The organism is Streptomyces sp., from assembly GCF_036524955.1.
GTDB lineage: Bacteria > Actinomycetota > Actinomycetes > Streptomycetales > Streptomycetaceae > Actinacidiphila.
Window position 1 is genome coordinate 17,732 of sequence record NZ_DATDBG010000140.1, and the last position, 20,633, is coordinate 38,364.

At 72.2% G+C, this 20,633-nt stretch carries 23 protein-coding genes; 11 read left to right on the top strand and 12 right to left on the bottom strand.

Annotation, left to right across the window (positions count from 1 at the left end):
* Positions 1 to 61: 61 nt before the first annotated feature.
* The 3 genes from fabG to VIW71_RS11290 all read right to left on the bottom strand — a co-directional run bounded on the left by fabG (position 62) and on the right by VIW71_RS11290 (position 2,245).
* Entirely contained in the window at positions 62 to 823 is a 762-nt protein-coding gene (gene fabG, locus VIW71_RS11280; protein WP_331621957.1) for a 3-oxoacyl-ACP reductase FabG, read from the bottom strand.
* Between the two features lie 145 nt (positions 824 to 968).
* Positions 969 to 1,352, bottom strand: a complete 384-nt coding sequence (locus VIW71_RS11285; RefSeq protein WP_331621958.1) for a DUF3037 domain-containing protein — start codon at positions 1,350 to 1,352, stop codon at positions 969 to 971.
* Complete coding sequence (locus tag VIW71_RS11290) at positions 1,349 to 2,245, bottom strand: HipA family kinase (RefSeq protein ID WP_331621959.1); 897 nt, start codon at positions 2,243 to 2,245, stop codon at positions 1,349 to 1,351. The genes VIW71_RS11285 and VIW71_RS11290 overlap by 4 nt, the downstream gene beginning before the upstream one ends.
* A gap of 32 nt (positions 2,246 to 2,277) precedes the next feature.
* Between VIW71_RS11290 and VIW71_RS11295 the strand changes: the two genes are divergently transcribed.
* The 3 genes from VIW71_RS11295 (at position 2,278) to VIW71_RS11305 (ending at position 3,319) form a co-directional block, all read left to right on the top strand.
* Positions 2,278 to 2,436 carry a hypothetical protein gene (locus VIW71_RS11295; RefSeq protein WP_331621960.1) on the top strand — a complete coding sequence of 53 codons (159 nt, stop codon included), beginning with the start codon at positions 2,278 to 2,280 and terminating at the stop codon, positions 2,434 to 2,436.
* A gap of 130 nt (positions 2,437 to 2,566) precedes the next feature.
* Positions 2,567 to 2,740, top strand: coding sequence for a hypothetical protein (locus VIW71_RS11300; protein ID WP_331621961.1), 174 nt, complete (start codon positions 2,567 to 2,569; stop codon positions 2,738 to 2,740).
* Between the two features lie 87 nt (positions 2,741 to 2,827).
* Positions 2,828 to 3,319, top strand: coding sequence for a Rieske (2Fe-2S) protein (locus tag VIW71_RS11305; protein WP_331621962.1), 492 nt, complete (start codon positions 2,828 to 2,830; stop codon positions 3,317 to 3,319).
* Here the strand turns inward: VIW71_RS11305 and VIW71_RS11310 are convergent.
* The gene (locus VIW71_RS11310) at positions 3,306 to 4,274 is read right to left on the bottom strand and encodes a LysR family transcriptional regulator (protein ID WP_331621963.1); all 969 of its coding nucleotides are present in this window, start codon (positions 4,272 to 4,274) and stop codon (positions 3,306 to 3,308) included. The genes VIW71_RS11305 and VIW71_RS11310 overlap by 14 nt on opposite strands.
* 192 nt (positions 4,275 to 4,466) lie before the next feature.
* Between VIW71_RS11310 and VIW71_RS11315 the strand changes: the two genes are divergently transcribed.
* Positions 4,467 to 5,360, top strand: coding sequence for a DMT family transporter (locus VIW71_RS11315; protein ID WP_331621964.1), 894 nt, complete (start codon positions 4,467 to 4,469; stop codon positions 5,358 to 5,360).
* Between the two features lie 96 nt (positions 5,361 to 5,456).
* On the opposite strand, the gene VIW71_RS11320 is transcribed toward VIW71_RS11315, so the two are convergent.
* Positions 5,457 to 6,788 (bottom strand): aminotransferase class I/II-fold pyridoxal phosphate-dependent enzyme, encoded by a 1,332-nt coding sequence (locus VIW71_RS11320; protein ID WP_331621965.1) that lies wholly within the window; start codon positions 6,786 to 6,788, stop codon positions 5,457 to 5,459.
* A gap of 36 nt (positions 6,789 to 6,824) precedes the next feature.
* Here VIW71_RS11320 and VIW71_RS11325 point away from each other — a divergent pair, with 36 nt between their 5' ends.
* Positions 6,825 to 7,496, top strand: coding sequence for a pyridoxamine 5'-phosphate oxidase family protein (locus VIW71_RS11325; RefSeq protein ID WP_331621966.1), 672 nt, complete (start codon positions 6,825 to 6,827; stop codon positions 7,494 to 7,496).
* Positions 7,497 to 7,801: 305 nt separating this feature from the next.
* Here the strand turns inward: VIW71_RS11325 and VIW71_RS11330 are convergent, their stop codons facing one another.
* The 3 genes from VIW71_RS11330 to VIW71_RS11340 form a co-directional block, all read right to left on the bottom strand.
* The gene (locus VIW71_RS11330) at positions 7,802 to 8,857 is read right to left on the bottom strand and encodes an EamA family transporter (RefSeq protein ID WP_331621967.1); all 1,056 of its coding nucleotides are present in this window, start codon (positions 8,855 to 8,857) and stop codon (positions 7,802 to 7,804) included.
* A gap of 107 nt (positions 8,858 to 8,964) precedes the next feature.
* Positions 8,965 to 9,669 carry a pyridoxine/pyridoxamine 5'-phosphate oxidase gene (locus VIW71_RS11335; protein WP_331621968.1) on the bottom strand — a complete coding sequence of 235 codons (705 nt, stop codon included), beginning with the start codon at positions 9,667 to 9,669 and terminating at the stop codon, positions 8,965 to 8,967.
* A gap of 404 nt (positions 9,670 to 10,073) precedes the next feature.
* Positions 10,074 to 10,682: a PadR family transcriptional regulator gene (locus tag VIW71_RS11340; RefSeq protein ID WP_331621969.1), complete on the bottom strand. Its 609-nt coding sequence runs from the start codon at positions 10,680 to 10,682 to the stop codon at positions 10,074 to 10,076.
* A 266-nt stretch (positions 10,683 to 10,948) separates the two neighbouring features.
* Between VIW71_RS11340 and VIW71_RS11345 the strand changes: the two genes are divergently transcribed.
* Positions 10,949 to 11,377: a VOC family protein gene (locus tag VIW71_RS11345; protein ID WP_331621970.1), complete on the top strand. Its 429-nt coding sequence runs from the start codon at positions 10,949 to 10,951 to the stop codon at positions 11,375 to 11,377.
* 333 nt (positions 11,378 to 11,710) lie between these two features.
* Here the strand turns inward: VIW71_RS11345 and VIW71_RS11350 are convergent, their stop codons facing one another.
* Positions 11,711 to 12,472 carry a helix-turn-helix transcriptional regulator gene (locus VIW71_RS11350; RefSeq protein WP_331621971.1) on the bottom strand — a complete coding sequence of 254 codons (762 nt, stop codon included), beginning with the start codon at positions 12,470 to 12,472 and terminating at the stop codon, positions 11,711 to 11,713.
* Positions 12,473 to 12,671: 199 nt separating this feature from the next.
* Complete coding sequence (locus VIW71_RS11355) at positions 12,672 to 13,706, bottom strand: class I SAM-dependent methyltransferase (RefSeq protein ID WP_331621990.1); 1,035 nt, start codon at positions 13,704 to 13,706, stop codon at positions 12,672 to 12,674.
* A 292-nt stretch (positions 13,707 to 13,998) separates the two neighbouring features.
* On the opposite strand from VIW71_RS11355, the gene VIW71_RS11360 reads away from it, so the two are divergent.
* Positions 13,999 to 14,190, top strand: a complete 192-nt coding sequence (locus VIW71_RS11360; protein WP_331621972.1) for a DUF1059 domain-containing protein — start codon at positions 13,999 to 14,001, stop codon at positions 14,188 to 14,190.
* Between the two features lie 126 nt (positions 14,191 to 14,316).
* Positions 14,317 to 15,138, top strand: coding sequence for a PhzF family phenazine biosynthesis protein (locus tag VIW71_RS11365; protein WP_331621973.1), 822 nt, complete (start codon positions 14,317 to 14,319; stop codon positions 15,136 to 15,138).
* Here VIW71_RS11365 and VIW71_RS11370 read toward each other — a convergent pair whose 3' ends face one another.
* Positions 15,139 to 15,924, bottom strand: a complete 786-nt coding sequence (locus tag VIW71_RS11370; RefSeq protein WP_331621974.1) for a CPBP family intramembrane glutamic endopeptidase — start codon at positions 15,922 to 15,924, stop codon at positions 15,139 to 15,141.
* Between the two features lie 170 nt (positions 15,925 to 16,094).
* Positions 16,095 to 17,585, bottom strand: coding sequence for a glutamate--cysteine ligase (locus tag VIW71_RS11375; protein WP_331621975.1), 1,491 nt, complete (start codon positions 17,583 to 17,585; stop codon positions 16,095 to 16,097).
* Positions 17,586 to 18,065: 480 nt separating this feature from the next.
* Between VIW71_RS11375 and VIW71_RS11380 the strand changes: the two genes are divergently transcribed.
* The 3 genes from VIW71_RS11380 to VIW71_RS11390 all read left to right on the top strand — a co-directional run bounded on the left by VIW71_RS11380 (position 18,066) and on the right by VIW71_RS11390 (position 20,631).
* Positions 18,066 to 18,653 carry a hypothetical protein gene (locus VIW71_RS11380; RefSeq protein ID WP_331621976.1) on the top strand — a complete coding sequence of 196 codons (588 nt, stop codon included), beginning with the start codon at positions 18,066 to 18,068 and terminating at the stop codon, positions 18,651 to 18,653.
* Between the two features lie 246 nt (positions 18,654 to 18,899).
* The gene (locus VIW71_RS11385) at positions 18,900 to 19,106 is read left to right on the top strand and encodes a DUF5999 family protein (RefSeq protein ID WP_331621977.1); all 207 of its coding nucleotides are present in this window, start codon (positions 18,900 to 18,902) and stop codon (positions 19,104 to 19,106) included.
* 334 nt (positions 19,107 to 19,440) lie between these two features.
* A complete protein-coding gene (locus tag VIW71_RS11390; protein ID WP_331621978.1) occupies positions 19,441 to 20,631 on the top strand; it encodes an IS110 family transposase in 1,191 nt (396 codons plus the stop codon).
* Positions 20,632 to 20,633 lie beyond the last annotated feature (2 nt).

The window sequence follows — 20,633 nt, forward strand, 5'->3', positions numbered from 1 at the left end:
GGTCTGTCGAGTTGGCCGGTCGAGTGCGGCCGGTCGAGTGCGGCCGGTCGAGTGCGGCCGGTCAGTCGAGCGGTCCGCCGGCCACGTACATGACCTGGCCGGAGACGAAGCCGGCCTGGTCGCCGGTGAAGAAGGCGATGGCGTTGGCGACGTCGTCGGGCCGGCCGACGCGCTGGACGGGGATCTGGGTGGCGGCGGCGGTCTGGAAGTCCTCGAAGCCCATGCCGACGCGGGCGGCGGTGGCGGCGGTCATGTCGGTGACGATGAAGCCGGGCGCGACCGCGTTGGCGGTGACGCCGAACTTGCCGAGTTCGATGGCGAGGGTCTTGGTGAAGCCCTGGAGTCCGGCCTTGGCGGCCGAGTAGTTGACCTGTCCGCGGTTGCCGAGCGCGGACGACGAGGAGAGGTTGACGACCCGGCCGAAGCCCGCGTCCACCATGTGCTTCTGGACCGCGCGGGTCATCAGGAAGGCGCCGCGCAGGTGCACGCCCATCACCGTGTCCCAGTCGGCGGCGCTCATCTTGAACAGCAGGTTGTCCCGAAGCACGCCGGCGTTGTTCACCAGGATGGTGGGCGGACCGAGCTCCTCGGCCACCTTGGCGACGGCGGCCTCCACCTGTGCCTCGTCGGACACGTCGGCGCCGACCGCGACGGCCTTGCCGCCGGCCGCGCCGATGGTCTCGACGGTGTCCTTGCAGGCGCTCTCGTCGAGGTCGAGTACGGCGACGGCGCGGCCCTCGGCGGCCAGCCGGACCGCGGTGGCGGCGCCGATCCCGCGGGCGGCCCCGGTGACGATCGCTACGCGCTGCTCGGTGGTGGACATCTTTGTCTCCTCAGCCGTGGTACGGCCGCGCACACTCCCGTTGCATGAGCGACCGCTTAGTAGGTCCCGTAGCCGAAACCGTAGGAGCGTCGTGACCCTGTGTCAACGTCGCCACGGGTGGGTGTGGCTCGGCGCCGGCTCCGCCTCACCTGACCAGCAGCGCCAGCAGCCGGTCCGCCTCCTTGTCCGGGTCCGCGGTCAGCCCGGTGTGGATCGGCCCGGGCTGGACGACGGTGCTGCGGGGTGCGGTCAGCCAGCGGAAGCGGCGGCCCGGGTCGTCGGCCGCGGCCTGCCCCGCCCGCTCGCCGCCCGCGCACATGCCCTGGTACCCGCGCAGGGCCGCCCGTACGCCGTCCACGTCCACGTCCGGGTCGAGGCAGCGCAACCGGACCTCGTCCAGATGGATCCGGGCGCCCACGTAGCCGCGCGCCCGGCAGTAGACCAGCACGCCGGCGTTGATCATCTCGCCGCGCTCGATCCGCGGCACGACGCGCACCAGCGCGTACTCGAAGACATCGCGGCCGTTCACCGGGCGTTCTTCCCTTCGCCGCTGGCGCCCTCGGTGCCGCTGCTCACGGCGCTCCCGCCGGAGGCGCTCTTCTGCTGGGTGTTCTTCCCCTCCACCCAGGTACGCAGCCAGGGCGGCGGCGGCTGTTTCGCCTCCTGCCTCGGCGCGAGGGTGATCCGCCGGTGGATGTCTGCGGCCCGGGCGCCCAGCAGCTCGCGGTACGCGCGGCGTACGTCGTCGGGTGCGTCGAAGCCGGGCTCGTCCACCAGCCACTCGTCGGGGACCAGTCCGGTGACCTCCGCCAGCAGCCCGTCGGTCACCAGGGGCGCCAACTCGGCCGCGGCGACGGCGGGATCGGGTGAGAAGCGGGCCAGTGCGTGGCCGGCGGCGTCGTACGGCTTGGCCGAAGCGGCGGCGGCCGACTTCCAGTTGTGGTGCCAGATGAGGGAGGCGCCGTGGTCGATCAGCCACCAGTTCCGGTGCCAGACCAGCATGTTGGGGTTGCGCCACGACCGGTCGACGTTGCCGATGAGAGCGTCGAACCAGACGATACGGCTCGCCTCCGCGGTGTCCACCGGGAAGACCAGCGGATCGAACCCGAGGGAGCCGGGCAGGAAGTCCATCCCGAGGTTGAGCCCGCCGCTCGCCTTGAGCAGGTCCTGGATCTCCTGATCGGGCTCCCCGAGCCCGATGACCGGATCGAAGTCGAACCGCACCAGTTCGGGCACCCGCAGCCCGAGCCGCCTGCCCAACTCGCCGGAGATCACCTCGGCCACCAGCGCCTTGCGGCCCTGGGCGGCGCCGATGAACTTCACCACGTACGTACCGAGGTCGTCGGCCTCGACCACGCCGGGCACCGAGCCGCCCTCACGCAGCGGCGTCACATACCGGATACCCGTCACTTCTCTCAGCATCCCCCCAGGCTAACGGGGTGGAGACTGCCCGTATGGACAAGATCACTTCTCCGCTGCCCTTTCCGCGCCGGCTCGCCCGCACCCAGCGCTTCACGCTCGGCGTGCCCCACGCCTTCACCCTCGCACCGGACGGCGAGACCGTGCTGTTCCTGCGCACCCGCGGGCCCGAAAACCGTATCGGCTGCCTGTGACAGTCGGACGGCGACGGCGACCGGCTGCTCGTCGACCCCTCCACGCTGCCTGCGGCGCAGGGCGAGGTCCCCGAGGCCGAGCTGACCCGCCGCGAACGGGCCCGGACACGCGCCGGCGGCATCGTCGGTGGTGGCCGCGCACACCCTGCGGGTGTCGGCGGCGCTGTTCGCAGCGGGGCGCCCGCACCGGGTGCTGCAGCTGTCGGGCGTCACCCACGCGCCGACCGACGAGGTTGTGGTCGAAGGGCTGCTGCGGCACCCGTTGGACTTCCTGCGGGAGGCGTTGAACACATCGCGGCGTTGATCCGTATGAACCGTCACGCGTGAGAACACGTCGCCGGGCGAGGGTGCGTCGCCGTCGCCCGGCTCCGCCAGTGGACAGGATCAGATCATGGCCGAAACCTCCCGCTTCCCCGTCCCCCCCACCCGCCGCGGCGTCGTGGCCGCCGCGGGCGGGGCGGGCCTCGCCGCCGTTCTCACCGCCTGCGGCAGTTCGGACTCCGGCACGAACGACGGGGCCACGCCGACCACGGCGGCGCCCACCACCGCGGGGTCCCCCAGCGCCTCCCCCACCACGTCGGCGCCCGCGGGCGGCGGCACCGCGCTGGCGAAGACCTCGGAGATCCCGGTGGGCGGCGGGAAGATCTTCGCCGACCAGAAGGTGGTCGTCACCCAGCCGGAGGCCGGGACGTTCAAGGCTTTCTCCGCGATCTGCACGCACCGGGGCTGCGCGGTCACCGGCGTGTCCGGCGGCACCATCGTCTGCCCGTGTCACGGCAGCGCGTTCAAGGTGGCGGACGGCAGCGTGGCCCAGGGCCCGGCCACCTCGCCGCTGGCGGAGAAGCAGGTGACCGTGTCGGGGGACGAGGTCATGCTGGCCTGAGCGGGGCGCGGGCGGCGGAGCCTGGAGCCGGGTGGGGCGGGGCGGCCGGCCGGCCCCGCATCCGGTCGGCCGACTCCTGGAGCGCGTCGACCGCCGCCCTGATCGCGGGGCGGCGGTCCGCGTCCTCCCGCCAGACCGCGTAGACATGGCGGCGCATGGTGTGGCGTACCGGCACGATCCGCACGCCGTAGGGCATCGGGTCGCGGCCCAGGCGGGGGGCCACGGCCACGCCGAAGCCCGCCGCGACCAGCGTGAGCACCGTGGCGTGCTCCTCGGCGTGGTGGGCGATGCGCGGCTCGATGCCCTTGCCGCGCAGGGTGAACAGCAGCCACTCGTGGCAGAAGCCGCCGTCCGGCCAGGCGATCCACTCGTCGTCGGCCAGCTCCTCCAGGTCGATCCACGGCCGGCCCTCCAGGCGGTGACCGGTCGGCACCGCGACGTCCACGATGTCGTCGAAGAGCGCGGCCTTGGCGAGCCCCCCGGGCAGTGAGAGCGGCTTGTTGTACCAGTCCAGGACCACGGCCAGGTCGATGTCGCCTCGGCTCAGCCGGGCCAGTGCGTCGTCCGGCTCCATCTCGTGGACCGAGGTGCGCAGTTGGGGGTGCTGACGGCGCAGTTCGTGCAGCGCCTCGGGGAACAGTCCACGGACCGCGGTGGGGAAGGCGCCGGCCCGCAACTCGCCGACGGCGGCCCCGCGGTGCGCCTCCAGGTCGGCGTGGGCCAGCTCGATCAGGGAGAGAATCCGCTCCGCGTGCCCGGACAGCAGCCTTCCGGCGTCGGTGAGCCGCACGCCCCGGCCGTTCTTGGCCAGCAATGCCTGCCCGATCTCCCGCTCCAGCTTCGTCATCTGCTGCGACACGGCGGAGGTGGTCACGCTCAGCACGTCGGCGGCGGCACTGACCGAGCCGTAGGCGTCGATGGCGTGCAGGATACGGAGGCGTTCCAGGCTCAACATGTTAGCAATTCTACGTCGTCGATGTAATAAATCTCGCTTGTTCTACGAGATCGGAGCCGCCAGAGTGGGGCCATGAGCGCACCCGTGGAGAGCCGTAGTCGTAGTCGTGGGCGTAGTGGTCGGAGTCCTGGCCGTAGCCGGAGCGATACCGTCGTCACCGTCGTCACCGCACCCGTCCCTTCTGTTTCCGCCGTGCGCCGTCTGGCCGACTGGCGGCTCCGCTTCGTCGCGCTGGGCCTGGTGTGGGGCTTCAGCTTTCTGTTCATGAAGGTGGGCAACGAGGCGTTCGCGCCGCTCCAGGTCACGCTCGGCCGGATGGTGTTCGGCACCGCGGTGCTGGCCACGGCGGTCGCGGTGAAGCGGGAGCGGCTGCCGCGCGACCGGCGGACCTGGATGCACCTGGCCGTCGCGTCCTTCCTGCTGAACTCGCTGCCGTTCACGCTCTTCGCCACCGCCGAGCAGACCATCCCGTCGACGCTCGCCGGGATGTGCAACGCGGCCACCCCACTCTTCTCGATGCTGGTCTCGCTGGTCGCGCTCTCCGAGGACCGGCCGTCGCGGCAGCGCTTCGCCGGTGTCGGCATCGGCTTCGCCGGGGTGCTCACCGTGCTCGGCGCCTGGCAGGGCTTCTCCGGACAGGAGCCGAAGGGCACCCTGATGGCGCTGACGGCGTCGGTCAGTTACGCGGTCGGCTGGGCCTACGTCCGGCGGACGCTGTCCCACCGCGGCGGTTCCCACCTGGCGATGTCCGCGAGCCAGCTGATGCTGGGCACCCTGCAACTCGTCCTGGTCACACCGTTCTTCACCTCGATACCGAGCTCGTATCCGGCGAAGTCGGTGCTGTCGGTGCTGGCGCTGGGCGCCCTGGGCACGGGGATCGCCTTCCTCATCCAGTACGGCCTGGTCGCCGAGAAGGGTCCGACGATCGGGGCGATGGTCACCTACCTGATACCGATCGTGGCCACCGCCGCCGGAGTGCTGCTGCTCGGCGAGTCGCTGAGCTGGTACGAGCCGGTCGGGGCGGTGGTGATACTGGTCGGGGCGGCGCTCACCCAGCGGCGGCCGAGGACGGCGCGTCAGGAGTAGCACCGCCTGCGGGGACGAGGGCTCGGTCGGAGCGGGCAGCGGAAGCCGGCCGGGCGGTCCGGGCGGGGCGGGGCGTGGGGGTTCGGCCCGGGCGGTTCAGTCGAACCGGCCCGTTCCCGCCGGGCGCAGCACGCCCGCGACCGCGTCGGCCAGCGGTTCGATGTCGTCGGAGGCGAGCGGTGAGACGGTGAGCCGCACTCCGGGGGCCGAGCGCAGCCGGAAGCGGGCGCCGGGCGCCACCGCCCATCCCCGCTGCAACAGGCCGGCCACCGCGCCGGTCTCGTCGCTGACCGGTACCCACACGTTCATGCCGCTGCGGCCGTGTGCGGTGACGCCGCGCCCGGCCAGGGCCCGCACCAGTGCGTCGCGCCGTTCGCCGTACGCGCGTGCGGTCGCGGCCGCGTCGACAGCTCCGCTCTCCCAGAGGTGGACGACGGTCCGTTGCAGGAGGTGGCTGACCCAGCCGGCGCCCAGGCGGTACCGGCCGCGTATCCGGTCCACGGTCACCGCGTCGCCGGTGTAGAGGGCAAGCCGCAGGTCGGGGCCGTACGCCTTGGCGGTGGAGCGCACGAGCGCCCAGCGGTCGGTGGCGCCCGACAGGCAGTGCAGCGGCAGGTCGGCCAGGCCGTGCACATGGTCGTCGTCGATGACCAGCACATGGCGGTGGCCGGCGAGCAGGCCGCGCAGCTCCCGTGCGCGGGCCGCGGACATCACCGCGCCCGTGGGGTTCTGGCCTCGGTCGGTGACGACCAGGGCGCGTACTCCCGCTGCCAGCGCGCGAGCCACCTCCGGCACCAGCGGTCCCTCGTCGTCCAGGGCGACCGGGACCGTGCGCAGGCCCATCGCCGGCACGAGGTCGAGCAGGCTGCCCCAGCCCGGGTCCTCGACGGCCACCGCGTCGCCCGGCCGCAGATGGGCGGCGAGTACGCGCTCGATCGCGTCGAGGGAGCCGGAGGTCAGGCCGACCGGGCCGTCGGGCACCCCGTCCGCGTCCAGCGCGGCCCGGGCCAGCCGGCTCAACTCCGGATCCACCGGCGGCCCCCCGTAGAGCGCGGGCCCGCGCGCATGGTGTGCGGCGGCAGCGGCGAGCGCGTCGCCCAGCGGGGGCAGCAGCGCGGGATCGGGGTTGCCGGTGGAGATGTCGCGTACGCCGGACGGCACGTCGATGCGGATCGCGTCGCGCGGGGCGGTGGCCGGGCGGGACCGGACACGACTGCCGCGGCGGCCCGCGGTCTCGATCACCCCCCGGTCGCGCAGCAGCCGGTACGCGGCGGCCACCGTGTTCGGATTGACGTCGAGTTCCGCAGCCAGTTCGCGCAGCGGCGGCAGCGCCTCACCGGGGGGCAGCGCACCCGTGCCCACCGCGCTCTCGATGTCGGCGGCGATTGCCGATGCGCCCCGACCAGTGATCCGATACTCTCCTAGCACAAACAATATTATGCACTAGTTCAAAGGATTGCGCCCATGTCCTCCACGCCGGCTGCCTATCAGCCCACACCGCGGAGCATCCCGACCCGCTCGCGCGAGCGCGCGTCGTACGACCGCGAGGTGGTGCACGCCATCCTCGACGAGGGCTACGTCTGCCATCTCGGATTCGTCCGCGACGGCGCGCCCGTGGTGCTGCCCACCCTCTACGCCCGGTCCGGAGAGCGGCTGTACGTGCACGGTTCGACCGGTTCACGTCCGCTCCGCGGTGCGGGCGCCGGGCTCGCGGTGTGCCTGACCGTGACGCACCTGGACGGTCTCGTGCTGGCCAGGTCGGCGTTCCACCACTCGATCAACTACCGCTCGGTCGTGGTGCACGGAACCGCGTACCAGGTCACCGACCCCGGGGAGCGCGCGCTGGCGCTGGACGCGATCGTGGAACAGGCGGTGCCGGGCCGGGCCGCCGACTCGCGCCCGGCCGACGCCAAGGAGCTGGCCGCCACCGCGGTGATACGGCTGGACCTGCAGGAGGTGTCCGCCAAGATCCGCACCGGCGGCCCCACCGACGAGCCCGCCGACATCACACTCCCCTACTGGTCCGGCGTCGTCCCGGTCACCCGTACCTACGCCGCCCCGATCGCGGCGGACGACCTGGACCCGACCATTCCCGTGCCTGCCTACCTCTCGCCGGCCGGGCCGCGCGGCGCCTGACCGCCGCCCGGCACGGCCCCGCGACGGCCCCGGCCCGTCAGTGACCCGTGCGCGGTCCCGGACGTGCGTCCTCCCATGCGAGGGCGGCCACCGCGGCGAGGAGGACGAGGATTTCCAGGACGGTGGGGACGGCGAGGTGCTCGCCCAGGAGGAGGGCGCCGGCGGGCCCCCGTCGGCAGACCGCAGCCGGCAAACCGCAGTCGCGACCACGGCGCGTCCTGGCCTGCGGCAGTGTCGTGGTCGCGCGCGGTTCGCCGCGCCCCCGACCGGGCACGCCACCGTGCGGTACGCACGGACCCGCGCCCCTACCCCGCTCGCGAGCCGCCGTGCGTCCCCACTGCCTGCTCCATGTCCCCGTCCGGCACGGGCCCGGGCACCAGCCCCGGCGCCCGGTGCGGCGATCGGTCCGGCACGGTCGCCGGAGCCGCCGAACCGGAAGCCCGCGCCGACGAAGCATGCGCCGTCACCGTCTGCGCCACGAACGCCCCCGCCAGCACCAGCGCCCCACCCAGCACCTGCGCGCCGCCCAGGTGCTGCTCGAGCAGGAACCACGCCAGCGCCGTGCCGATCACCGCCTCCGTACAGGCGACGACCCCGGCGACCTGCGGGGTGAGCCGGCGTACGGTGATCACGCCGGCCAGGTAGGCGACGACGGTCGAGACCAGCACGAGCCAGCCGATCAGCAGCACCGCGGGGACCTCGCGTTCGCCGAGCGCGGCCTGCTGGGTCACGCTCGGCCAGGCAATGGTCCACGGCCGGGCGAAGACGGTGAGGACGAGGGTGCCGATGAGCAGGCCGTACGCGATCACCGCGATCGGCTCGGGTGCGTCGTCGTCCCGCGTGCCGTGGTCGGCGAGGACGAAGTACGCGACCTGGCAGCAGGCCGCGCCGAACGCGAAGAGCAGGCCGAGCGGGTCGAACGCCGGCCCGGACCAGATCTCGACGACACAGGCCATGCCGGTGACGGCGAGCAGCGCGCCGGCCACCGCGGCCCGGCTGACCGGCCTCCGCTGCACGAACCGCACCCAGCCCAGCAGCAGCGTGGGCCCGAGGAACTCCACCAGGATGGCGACGCCCACGGGTATGCGCGCGATGGCCACGAAGTACAGCGCCTGGCAGCCCGCGATGCCGAGCATCCCGAAGCCGATCACCAGGCCGGGCCGCAGCCGCGGCAGCCCGCGGTGCCGCAGAGCGACGGGCAGCAGGATGAGCGCGGCGCCCGCGGTCCGCAGCCAGGCCACGTGCATCGGTTCGAGACCGGCTTCGATCAGCGGCTTGGCCGCCACGCCCGAACCGCCGAACGCGAAGGCCGACAGCAGGGCGAGCCCGAGATCCGCGTTCCTCCGCCGAGATACGTGCATCAGGTCATGATGTCAGTCCGCGACAGGAGCGTCATCCGGACAGCGGCTGACATCCGGCGGCCGGCAGCACTCGCGTCACGGGATAGGCCCCGTCCCGGCGGGACGCGTCATGGCCACAGCAGGGCCCGGTGCCAGCCGTCGCCGTCGCGCGCGTACCGCACCCGTACGTGGAAGCGCGCGGGGTCCGCCTGGAAGAACTCCGCCTCCCGCGCCCGCAGCCGGTAGACGATGTGCGTCGCGGGTATCCGGTCCGGTTCCGCCGCGACCAGGTCCCGGGCGGCGCGGCGCTCGCGCTCGTACTCTTCCGGACCGGTCAGCGGTTGGCTCATCCGCCCGGTGAACCCGGCCACCCGGGACGCCTCGCCTCGACCGAGGAAGTCCCGCCGGGTCGCCCCGTCGCCGAGTACGGTCACCGGTCCGGCCATCCGGATCTGCCGGCCGTGGGCGGGCCAGTACCAGGTGAGCGCGGCCCTCGGGTTGGCCGCGAGATCCCCGCTCTTGGGACTGGCGGAGTCGGACGCGAAGTCGTACGCGCAGGCGGCGCTGTCGATGCCGCGCAGCATCAGCACCCGCGCGGTCGGCGTACCGTCGGCGTCCGCCGTGCTGAGCGTCATGACGTGCGGCTCGGGCACGCCATCGGCGAGGGCCGCGTCCAGCCAGCGGGCGAACAGCTCACCGGGCGTGTCGGGCGCGTCCTCCGGGTCGAACCGCGGCAGCGGCCCGGCCAGCACGGGCGCGGCCCGCATCCGGGCGAGCAGCGCCTCGTCGGCCAGGGAGCCCGTACCGCCGCTTTCCTCGTCCTTCTCACGCATGCTGCCAGCGTCTCACCCGGGCGCGGCCCTGCGGGAACCGCCCCGGCCCCACTCCGGCACGCCGCCGGCCGGAACGCGCCGGGCCGCGGACGGGAAGTTCCCCGCCCGTCCCGGCGTCCGGCCCAGGAACGGCGACCCTGGAACGGCGACCCTGGAAGGACGGCCCATCAGCGCACTGCGGGGTCTGCTCGACGCCGGCCCGGCCGGGACCAGGAAGCCGGCCGAGCCCCCGCATCGTGCCGACCCGCCTGCTGGTACGCGGATCGAGCCCGCCCGGGACGTGAGGCCCCGGCCGGCTCGTGACGGCCCGGCTCCGGCGGTTCCCGGGGGGCGAGGGTACGGTCGCCCGGCTGCCGCCGGGTGCCGGTCCGCGTCGGCGGGTGCCGCCGGCGGTACCTTCCGGCTCAGTCCCGCTCGACGTCCTCGTCGGCGAGGATCAGATAGAGCTTCTTGCGGGCGTCGTTGACCACGGAGAGCGCCTTCTCACGCTGCTCGGGGGTCCCGGTGGCCCACACCTGGCGGAACGCTTCGACGAGGCCGCCGCCCGCCCGCCGGATCTCGTTGAGGGCGTCCCAGTCGACGCCCCGGCCGGCGTCCTCCCACGGGGCCTCGAGGCCCGCGTCGGCTTCCGTACGGCCCTCGTCGGTGAGCGTGAAGAGCTTCTTGCCGCCTCCGTTGGCACTGCTGATCAGGCCTTCGTCCTCCAGCAGCTGAAGCGTCGGGTAGACCGAGCCGGGGCTCGGCCGCCAGGCGCCGCCGCTGCGGTCGGCGATCTCCTGGATCATCTCGTAGCCGTGCATCGGGCGGTCCTTCAGCAGCGCCAGGATCGACGCCCGCACATCGCCACGCCGGGCCCGGCCGCGCGGTCCGCCGCGCCCCCGGCCGCCGGGCCCGAAGTGCCCGCCGCCGAAGGGCGGTCCGAACGGCCCGAACGCCGCCCGCCACGGATCGCGCTCGCCCCAGCCGTGGGGTCCGGGGCCGCATGGCCCGTGTCCGTGTCCTGCGGAACGCATGATGTCGCTCCTTCCATCGTTCCATCGTTGATCGTTCGCGATGCTTCAACGATATATCGGAAGCGAGCGGTCGGCAAGGCCTCCGGAGAGGGGGCGGGTGTCCTGTCTCGTGCGAATTGGCCCCTACCTCAGGTGATCTGGTCCGATTCGCTCGTCGTCTCAGGTGATCTGGCCCGTTGAGGCTGCTCATGTCACGCGAGACCTCACCCAGCACGCCGGGGAACCCCGGGATTTCGGTGAACGGCACGCGCCAATATGGTGGGCCGATGACATCGATCAAGACGTTCCAAGTCACCTTCGACTGCGCAGAACCCGAGCGCCTCGCTCGATTCTGGTGCGAGGTGCTGGGGTACGTCGTACCGGCGCCGCCGGAGGGGTTCGTCACTTGGGATGACTTCAAGGGCTCGCAGCCACCTGAGCAGCGGGATTCTTGGTTCGCCTGCGTTGATCCCTCAGGTGTGGGCCCGCGGCTGTACTTCCAGCGCGTCCCCGAGGGGAAGGCCGCCAAGAACCGGGTGCATCTTGATGTGCGGGTCGGCACCGGACTCGTGGGTGAAGAGCGCCTCGCCGCACTTGAGGCCGAATGCGCACGGCTGGTCCCGCTTGGCGCGGTACACGTGCAAACGCTGTACGACGGCAACGATGCGTGCATCCCGATGCTGGACATCGAGGGCAACGAGTTCTGTCTCGACTGAGGGCCGCGAACGTGTCCTCGTTCTGTCCCCATGGGCCGAGACGAAGGACCGCCCCCGACCTGTCAGGGCGCTGTGGCGCCGATCGCCGGATCAGGCACTCGGGACGGGTGAGCCAGCCGGCCCGTTCGACAGATCACGACACGTTCGATGAGACGGTCAACGCCTCATCGCCGTACGCGCGCGACAGCGCTTCCACACCCCAGCCCGAAGGCCGAGCGGGTGCTCAACCTTCGGTGAGACTGACGGGCACCTGTTCACCTTCGCTGAGATTCACGGAATCTTCGTCGAGACAGGTCAGCGGGCGCGCCCACGGGGCCGGCTCCGGTGGTGCGGTCAGCCCCGCGGGCCGGCCAGCCAGGCGTTCGCCGCCTCGACCCGGCCGCAGACCCGGAGCTTGGGGTAGGCGTGCTCCAGGTGCTTGTCGACGGTGCGGGGGCTGATCGCCAGGCGGTGGGCGATCTGCTCGTTGGTCAGGCCGCGGGCGAGCAGGCTGAGCACGGCGGCCTCGCGGCGGGTGACCCTGGCCTGGGCGGGCGAGGGCCGTCGCGGCGGCGACGGCGACGGGGCGAGCCGGTCCAGTGCGCGGCCGAGCCGGGCTCGCAGCATGGCGGCGGTCTCCACGTCGGCGTCCCGGAAGTCACCGCCGTCGCGGTTGACGCACACGCAGATCCGCCGGGGCACTCCGCCCGCGTAGCCGGCCGGAAAGGCCATGGCGAGCTGGTGCTCCGCGCGCAGCGGCCGGTACACCTCGCCGTAGACGACCAGCCGGTGGAAGGCGGCACGGCTCTGCAGGTCGGAACGCCGGACCGGCGTGCCGGACCCCGTCGTGGTGTGCCGCACCAGCGGATCGGCCCCGGCACCCCGCGCGAACGCGTCCAGCCGCTCCTGGTCCACCAGGTCTGCCGGCAGCGTCCGGGGCATCGCGAACGAGCCGACGGGTCCCACGTGCGGCGCCCACACGACGCTGTCGCCCGGCATGGCCCGCAGCAGCAACGGCAACAGCGCCGGCACGAGTTCGCCCTCGTCGACGGCGTCGATCAGCAGGTCGAACACGGCGAGCACGCGACGTAGTGCGGCCTCTCCGGCCGTAGTCATACGACCAGCCTGGTCAGGACGTCCCGACCGGGTCAAGGGCCGGGCGACTCACATGCGGGCCGTCGTCCCGCCGGAGGGACGGGTCAACGCCAGGGACCCGAGCCCTGTCGGCGGGAGTGCGGTCGACAGCGGGCGGGGGCGCCCGGGGAACGGAAAGCGGGTTTGGTGGGAGCACATCGCCCCCGAAGCCGATCGCAGGTCATCGCGCCAGCGCGTAGACGCGGTTGACCGGCGTCTCCGCCGCGAGGGTCCAGTGGTGGAGGCCCGCCTTGTGGGCGATACGGCGTATCACGTCCTCGCCGGCGTGGTTGCCCAGAGCTTCGGGGCCGTGCTGGGCGAGGGCGGAAGGGAGGCAGACGGCGACCGACGAGGCGGTCATTCCGCGTCCGACCGGGTTGATGTTCTCCCCGGGGTTGGACGAAAGGTTCGGCTCGACGAGCACGCACGTGCCGTCCTCGGCCAGCGCCTCCCGGGTACGGGCCAGGGCGCCGCCCGGGTCGCCGATGTCGTGCAGGCAGTCGAAGAAGGTGATCAGGTCGTAGCCCTCGCCGGGGAAGTCCTGCGCGGTCGCCACGTCGAACTCGACCCGGTCGCTGAGCCCCTGCTCGGCGGCGAGCCCCCGGGCCGCCTCGATCGACGGCCGGTGGAAGTCGAAGCCGTGGAAGCGGGAAGCCGGGAACGCCTGCGCCATGAGCAGCGTGGAGTGCCCGTAGCCGCACCCCACGTCGGCGACCTCCGCGCCCCGCCGCAGCTTCGCCGCCACATCGTCCATCGAGGCCAGCCACTCGGGGACCAGCGAGGCCGCGTAACCGGTGCCGAAGAACTTCGCGGTGCCTTCGAAAAGCGCCGGGTTGTGGTCGGCCCAGCCCAGCCCCTCACCGGTACGGAAGTTCTCCATGAGCTGGTTCTCGGTGCGGTAGAGCGCCTGGAGCATGGTGAACAGCCCGGCCGCGTACGTCGGCACGGCGGGGTCGGCCAGCACCGCCGCGTGCTCGTCGCTCAGTTCGTAGGTGTCGGTGTCGGCGTCGTACGCGACGTACTCGCCCGCCACCTGGGCAGCAAGCCACTCGCGCAGGTACCGCTCGTTCAGCCCGGTCCTCGCGGCCAGCCGCTCGGAGGTCATCGGTCCGGCCCCGGCCATCGCCGTGTAGATGCCGAGCCGGTCGCCGATCGAGGTGCACAGCCCGGACATCGCGGCGGCACCGTCGGTGATGACCTGTTCCAGGAATTCCATCACCTTTTCCTCGTCGGCCGGACGGGCCTGCCCGCCGCCCTTCCCGTCGGCCTCCAGGGCCGCCGCCGACGCCTCACGGCCGGTGCGCCGGTCGTCGCCCACGGCCTTGCCGTGCTGGGGTCCGGCAGCCGCTGCCATGGCGCTCACCTCCTCGTTCGCCCTCCCGCACCCTCACTGCAGCAGGGCGGGCGCGACCGGGCAATACGCACTTCCCCGTACGGCGCGGGGGCCGTACGCAAGAGGCCGGACGGGTGACGGCGGACCTAGAATTCGTAGAGCAAGGAGGTGCGTGATGCGCAAGGTAGCCGATTGCCGTGAATTCCCGAGCGAGAGCAATTGCACGCTCACTATTTCCGGTGAAGAGGAGGAAGTGGTCCGGGCCGCCGCGGAGCACGCCGCGTCCGTACACGGCCACACCGACAGCCCGGAGCTGCGTGACCAGATCCGGGGCACGCTGAAGGACGAGGTCCCGCAGCACGCCTGACCGAACGGCCTGCCCGTGTCGCCGCCCGCCGCGGGCGGCGACAGGCATGTCTCAGCCCCCTCCACGTCCCGGCCCCCTCCACGTCCCGGCCTTCGCCACGTCCCGGCCTTCGCCTACGCTCACCACATGCGGATCCGAATCGTCGACGCGTTCACCGACCACCCCTTCGCCGGCAACCCCGCCGGCGTACTGCTGCTCGACGCGGACGCCTTCCCCGCGGACGACTGGCTCCTGCAGGTCGCGGGGGAACTGAACCTCTCCGAGACCGCGTTCGCCCACCCGCTGGCCGGTGCGGCAGACGCGGACTGGGCGCTGCGGTGGTTCACGCCCATGACCGAGGTCGGGCTGTGCGGGCACGCCACGTTGGCGACCGCGCACGTGATGCGGACCACCGGAGCTGCCCGGGGCACGATCCGGTTCCGCACCAGGGCGGGTACGCTCTCCGCCACCGCCGACGGCGACGGCACGATCACCATGGACTTCCCCGTGGCGCCGCTCACCGCGGCGAGGGCCCCCGACGGCCTCGCGCAGGCGCTCGGCGCGCAGCCGCTGACCGTGCTGGACGCCGGGCCCGACTGCGGGTGCCTGCTGGTCGAGGTCGCCGACGAGGCGGCCGTACGGGGTCTCGCGCCCGACTTCGCCGCGCTGGTCCGGGTGACACGGCTCGGGGTGGTCGCCACCGCCGCGGCCGAGGACTCTTCGCGGGGGTACGACTTCGTCTCGCGCGCCTTCTACCCGGCGGCCGGAATCGACGAGGACCCGGTGACCGGCAGCGCGCACACCGCGCTTGCCCCGTTCTGGTCGGCGCGACTCGGCCGGGACGCCCTCACCGGCCTGCAGGTCTCCGCCCGTACCGGCGTGGTCGTCATGCGGCTGCGCGGCGACCGGGTACTGCTCACCGGCACCGCGGTCACCGTCGTCGACGGCGAGCTGCACGCCGTGCCGTGATCAGCCGGTGGGCAGCCAGCCGACCTTCCCCGCCAGCAGCGCGTATCCGACGAAGGCCACCGCGTCGATGAGCGAGTGCGCCGCCACCAGCGGGCCCACCCGGCCCCACCGGCGGTAGAGCAGCACGAAGACGACGCCCATCGCCATGTTGCCGAAGAAGCCGCCGAGGCCCTGGTAGAGGTGGTACGAGCCGCGCAGCAGCGCGCTTGCGGCGAGCGCGGCGTTCGGCGTCCAGCCCAACTGGCCGAGCCGGCGCAGCAGGTAGCCGACCACGATCACCTCTTCGAGTACCGCGTTCTGCACGGCGGAGGCGAGCAGGACCGGGATCTTCCACCACACGTCCGGCAGTGCCTCCGGCACCACGGTGAGATTGAAGCCCGCAGTCCGCGCGCCGAGGTAGAAGGCGAGCCCGGTGCCGCCGATGGCGGCCGCGACCAGCGCGCCCCGGGCCAGGTCGCGGCGCGGACGGGTCAGGTCGAACCCGATGGCGGGCATGCCGACGCGTTCGCGCGCCAGCAGGTGCGCGACGAGCGCCACCGGTACGAGCGCGCTCGCGATGAAGAACGCCTGCCAGGCCAGGTCGAGCCAGGGCCGGTGCGGCGCGTACGAGCCGACGAGGGTGGCCGCCTGGTTCTTCAGCGCCCCCGGCTTGGTGACCGATCCGAGGAAGTCGATGAACGCCGACACCCCGCTGGCACCGAGTGACAGCCCGAGGACGATCAGCGTCTCGCTGCGCAGCGTGCGCGCCTCCTCGCCCGTCCCCGCCTCGTACGACTGCGTGTGCACGCGGCCCTCCCATGCTCGTCCCGCTCCGGCGCCGACCGCGCACGATGACGGTCTCCCGGAAACGATACGAAGATCGCGCCGCGCGACCCGCAGCCGCCCCCTCCCGGTACAGCGTGAGGCCGGGCGCCCGGCAGGCGCCCGGCCTCACAACGGTGTCGATCACCCGCCGGTCAGCCCACCGGCCAGGTGTGCACGGGCGCCCCGTCGTGCATGTGCTCGCGGTAGCGCTGGGTCATCGCGGCGAGGGCGGCACGGCGCTCCAGGCCGCGTTCCAGGTGGCGGTGGAAGACGGCGGACTGCCATTCCGCGCCGTTGGTGCGGCGGCGGCAGCGTTCTTCGACGATGCCGAGGTAGCGGTCGCGGTCGACCGGGTCGATGCCCCACGCGTCGAGGCCGGCCGCGGCGAGCGGCAGCAGCTCGTCCCTGATCAGGTCGGCCGCGGGCACCTCGGCCAGGGTGCCGCCACGGCCCCGCGGCCAGTGCAGGACGGCGCCGATGCCGTCCCGGCAGGCCGCGTCGAAGTTGGCCGCGGCAGCGCCGAACGGCAGCCGTTGCCAGATCGGGCGGGGCGCCTCGGCCAGTGTGCGGACCAGTCCGTAGTAGAAGGCGGCGTTGGCCAGGACGTCGGCGACGGTGGGCCCGGCGGGCATCACCCGGTTCTCGACCCGCAGGTGCGGCACGCCGTCCACGACCTGGTAGACCGGGCGGTTCCAGCGGTAGATGGTGCCGTTGTGCAGCGTCAGCTCGCGGAGCTGCGGCACTCTCCCGTCGTCCAGCACCCGCAGCGGGTCCTCGTCGTCGCAGATCGGCAGCAGCCCGGGGAAGTACCGCACGTTCTCGGCGAACAGGTCGGCCGCCGAGTCGATCCACCGCTCGCCGAACCAGGTCAGCGGCCGTACCCCCTGTGCCCGGAGCTCCTGCGGGCGGGTGTCGGTGGCCTGCTGGAAGAGCACAGGGCGGGTCTCGCGCCACAGCTCCTTGCCGAACAGGAACGGCGAGTTGGCGCCGACCGCGACCTGCGGCCCGGACACCGCCTGCGCGGCGTTCCACACCGCGGCGAACCGGCCGGGCGTCACCTGGAGGTGCATCTGGGTGGAGGTGGCGGCGGCCTCCGGGGCGATGGACGCGGAGGTGTAGGCGAGGTGCTCGACACCCTTGATGTCCACCGTGATGTCCTCGCCGCGCATCGCGAGGATGCGGTCGTTGAGCAGTGTGTAGCGGTCGGCGCGGGAGAGGTTGGCGGAGACCAGGTCCTGCGCCTCCAGGGTGGGCAGAATTCCCACCATCACGATGTGCGCGCCCACTTCGCCGGCCCTGCGGTCGGCATAGCCGAGGCCGGTGCGCAGTTCCTCGGCCAGCCGGTCGAGTACGCGTCCGGCGAGCCGGTGCGGCGCGATATTCACTTCAATGTTGAACTGAGCGAGTTCGGTCTGGAAATCCCGGCTCGCGATGCGCTCCAGCACCTCTTCGTTCATCATGCGGGGCAATCCGTTGGAATCCGTTAGATTCAGTTCGATCTCCAGACCGATGAGATTGCGCGGCCGATCAAAACGCTTCTCCGCCAACAGCCGCTCCAGCCCCGCCAGACACTGGTGGAGCTTCCGCCGGTACATCCGGCGGTCGGCCAGGTCGAACTCCCCGGCGACGACCTTCTCCCCCATCGAGTGTCCCTCCTCGCGTTGTCCTCACCGGAGGATGCCCACCAAAATGATCGATAACGCCACGAGGGATCAAACCGGCACGGTAGGCTTGCGGTAGCGGTCCCGCACCGCATGTTCCAGCGGCACATTCCACTGCCACGGAGCCTTGTGAACTCGGCGTGAATAACACCGATGAGTTCAAGCCGACCATGGCGGGCAGATAAATGCACCCGCCCGGCGGCCATCCTGCGGGAATGCCGTGGAGGGGCCCGCCGAGGAAGGCAAATTCTCGCCTTGTGCGTAATACGGGCAGCGACTAGACGAAACACAGAGCGAACACGGGTCGTATAAACTCCGCGCACAAGGCAAAGCATCCGCCGTCGCCGGACCGTGCCTGAGCAGGAATCCCTCCCTCACACACCCGTTCTGATCTTGTCGTCCGCGCACACCTCCTCGCACCTCTGTGTCTCCCAGTTGTGGCTCCAAGTGAGAGGCGACATCATGCCGCTGCTTGTCCCCCCAGCACCCTCCCCCGCTCTGTTGAGCGTCCTGGCGGCGCTCAGTTCGCCCACCGCGGTCCGGGAAGCCCGGACGCCCGCGCTGCGCACCGCCCAAGGGCCGCTGGACGCCGAACACCCGTTGCCTGTCCATCTCTTCGTACCGGCTACGGTCCCCGGCGGGCTGCCGCAGGCTCGGCTGACCGGTTGGCGGTTCCACATCCGGGCGGGCGCCGGGGTGGCCGCCGCGGGCGAGACCGTGCTGACACCGGACGGGTGGGTGTTCTCCCGCTTCTCCGAGGGTCCGTTCCTGGCTTCCACCGAACGGGCGCTGCGACAGGCCGACACCCTGCCGAACACCTACCAGCCGCACTTGCTGTCGGTGCCCGGCCTGTACATGCTGGCGCTGTGGCTGCACTGCCGGCCCCGGGCGGACGCGGCCACCGCCCAGCCCGACCCGTCGGACCTGCTGGTACCGCTGGCGCCCGCGCCGCCCGGGATCACCTCGCACCGGGTGCACCGGTTGGTGGATCTGGCGCCGGTGCTGAGCGTACGGCTCGCGCCGCCGCCGCTGCTGGGGTCCCCCGCCTGACCGGCGGCTGATCGTGGAGGTGCCCCCTCGCCCTCGCGGGCCGGGGGCACCTCCGTGCCCGGAACCGCCCGGGCGGGTGACGCGTCTTCGTCCTTCGAGTACCGGCTGCGCGAAATCCCTGCGGATTCACGTCAGCAGAGCAACACTGGGACCGGCCGCACCACGAACGGGGGAACGGAGTTGAACAAGACAGGCAGCGCGACCGACCGGACCACTCACTCCTCCCAGCGAAAGACACCATCGACCATGTGCGAGCACAAGCCGCAATGCCCGACCGCAGAATGCCCTGACCGCGAGGCCGCCTACGCCGTGGCCCGCCACCCGGAGCAGGGCTGGAGCCTGCTGTGCAACGGGGTACTGCTCTTCGACGACACCGGAGAGCTGCTGCCCGACGGGCAGATCATCGCACCGCACCGCCCGCTGGGCGCCGGGCAGATCACCGCCGCGGCCTGACGCCCGCACCGTCAGCCGCACTCCCGTACCAAGCCGGTTCCCGCTGCCGAGGGAACCGGCTTCGCCGGCCCGGGCGCCGGAACGCGGTCGCCGCACCGGGTCAGTCCTCCCTACCTTGTTGATCGGGATGAGCGAGCCATTCGTAGGGTTGGCTCACCCAGGGGGTCCGGGTGTGGCTTTCAGTCCTCTGCCGTCGGTGGCTTCGCACGATTCGCCGCCCGGCCCCCACGACGACTCGGCTGCTCATTAGGAATTGCGGCACTGATCGCTCAGTAGGGACTCGACAGCGAGGTCGTCCGTGGTACCTGTACGCAAACGACCTGCGGAGAAGCACGTGACAGCGATCTGGGCCGGCATCGATGCCGGGAAGACCCACCACCACTGCGTGGTGATCGACGACACCGGCAAACGGCTGCTGTCGCGTCGCGTCGCCAACGACGAGACGGAACTGCTGAAGCTCCTCGGCGACGTCCTCGCACTCGGCGAAGTGACCGCCTGGGGCATCGACCTGGCTGACGGCGGAGCCGCCCTGCTGATCGCGGTCCTGGTCAACCACGGCCAGCACCTGCTCTACATCCCCGGCAGGGCCGTCAACCGCGCTTCCGAGGGCTACCGCGGCGACGGCAAGACCGACGCCAAGGACGCCGCGATCATCGCCGACCAGGCCCGTGTCCGCCACGATCTGACGCCCCTGCGGCCGGGCGAGGAGCTGGTCACCGAGCTGAAAGTCCTCACCGGCCACCGCCGCGACCTCAGCGACGACCGGACCCGGGCCATCAACCGGCTCCGCGGCCACCTCACCGGAATCTTCCCCGGCCTGGAACGCGAACTCGACCTCGGCAACGTCGGTCCTCTGGTGCTGCTGACCGGCTACCAGACCCCGGCCGCCATCCGCCGCACCGGCACGAACCGCCTGACCACCTGGCTGCGCAACCGCAAAGTCCGCGGCGCCGACCAGCTCGCCGCCAAGGCCGTCCAGGCCGCCGAAGGCCAGAACACAGCCGTTCCGGGCGAGAAGATCACCGCGCAGGTCGTGCACACCCTCGCCAGGGAGGTGATGGCCCTCAACGCGAAGATCACCGAGACCGACAAGCTCATCGAGGGCCGGTTTCGCCAGCACCGGCACGCCGAAGTGATCGCCAGCATGCCCGGCATCGGCCCCCTGCTCGGTGCCGAGTTCCTCGCCGCCACCGGCGGCGACATGGACGCCTTCGACAACGCCGACCGCCTTGCCGGGTTCGCCGGCGTCGCTCCCGCTCCCCGTGACTCAGGCAAGATCAGCGGCAACCTCCACCGCCCCAAGCGATACAGCCGGCGCCTCCAGCGCGTCTTCTACACCTCCGCGCTGATCAGCATCCGCTGCTGCGACGAATCCCGCCGCTTCTACGACCGCAAGCGCGCCGAGGGCAAGCGGCACACCCAGGCAGTCCTCGCTCTCGCCCGACGCCGCGTCAACGTCCTGTGGGCCCTGCTGCGTGACGGACGGTGCTACGACCCCATACCGCCCGTCACGCCCGCCGCTTGACA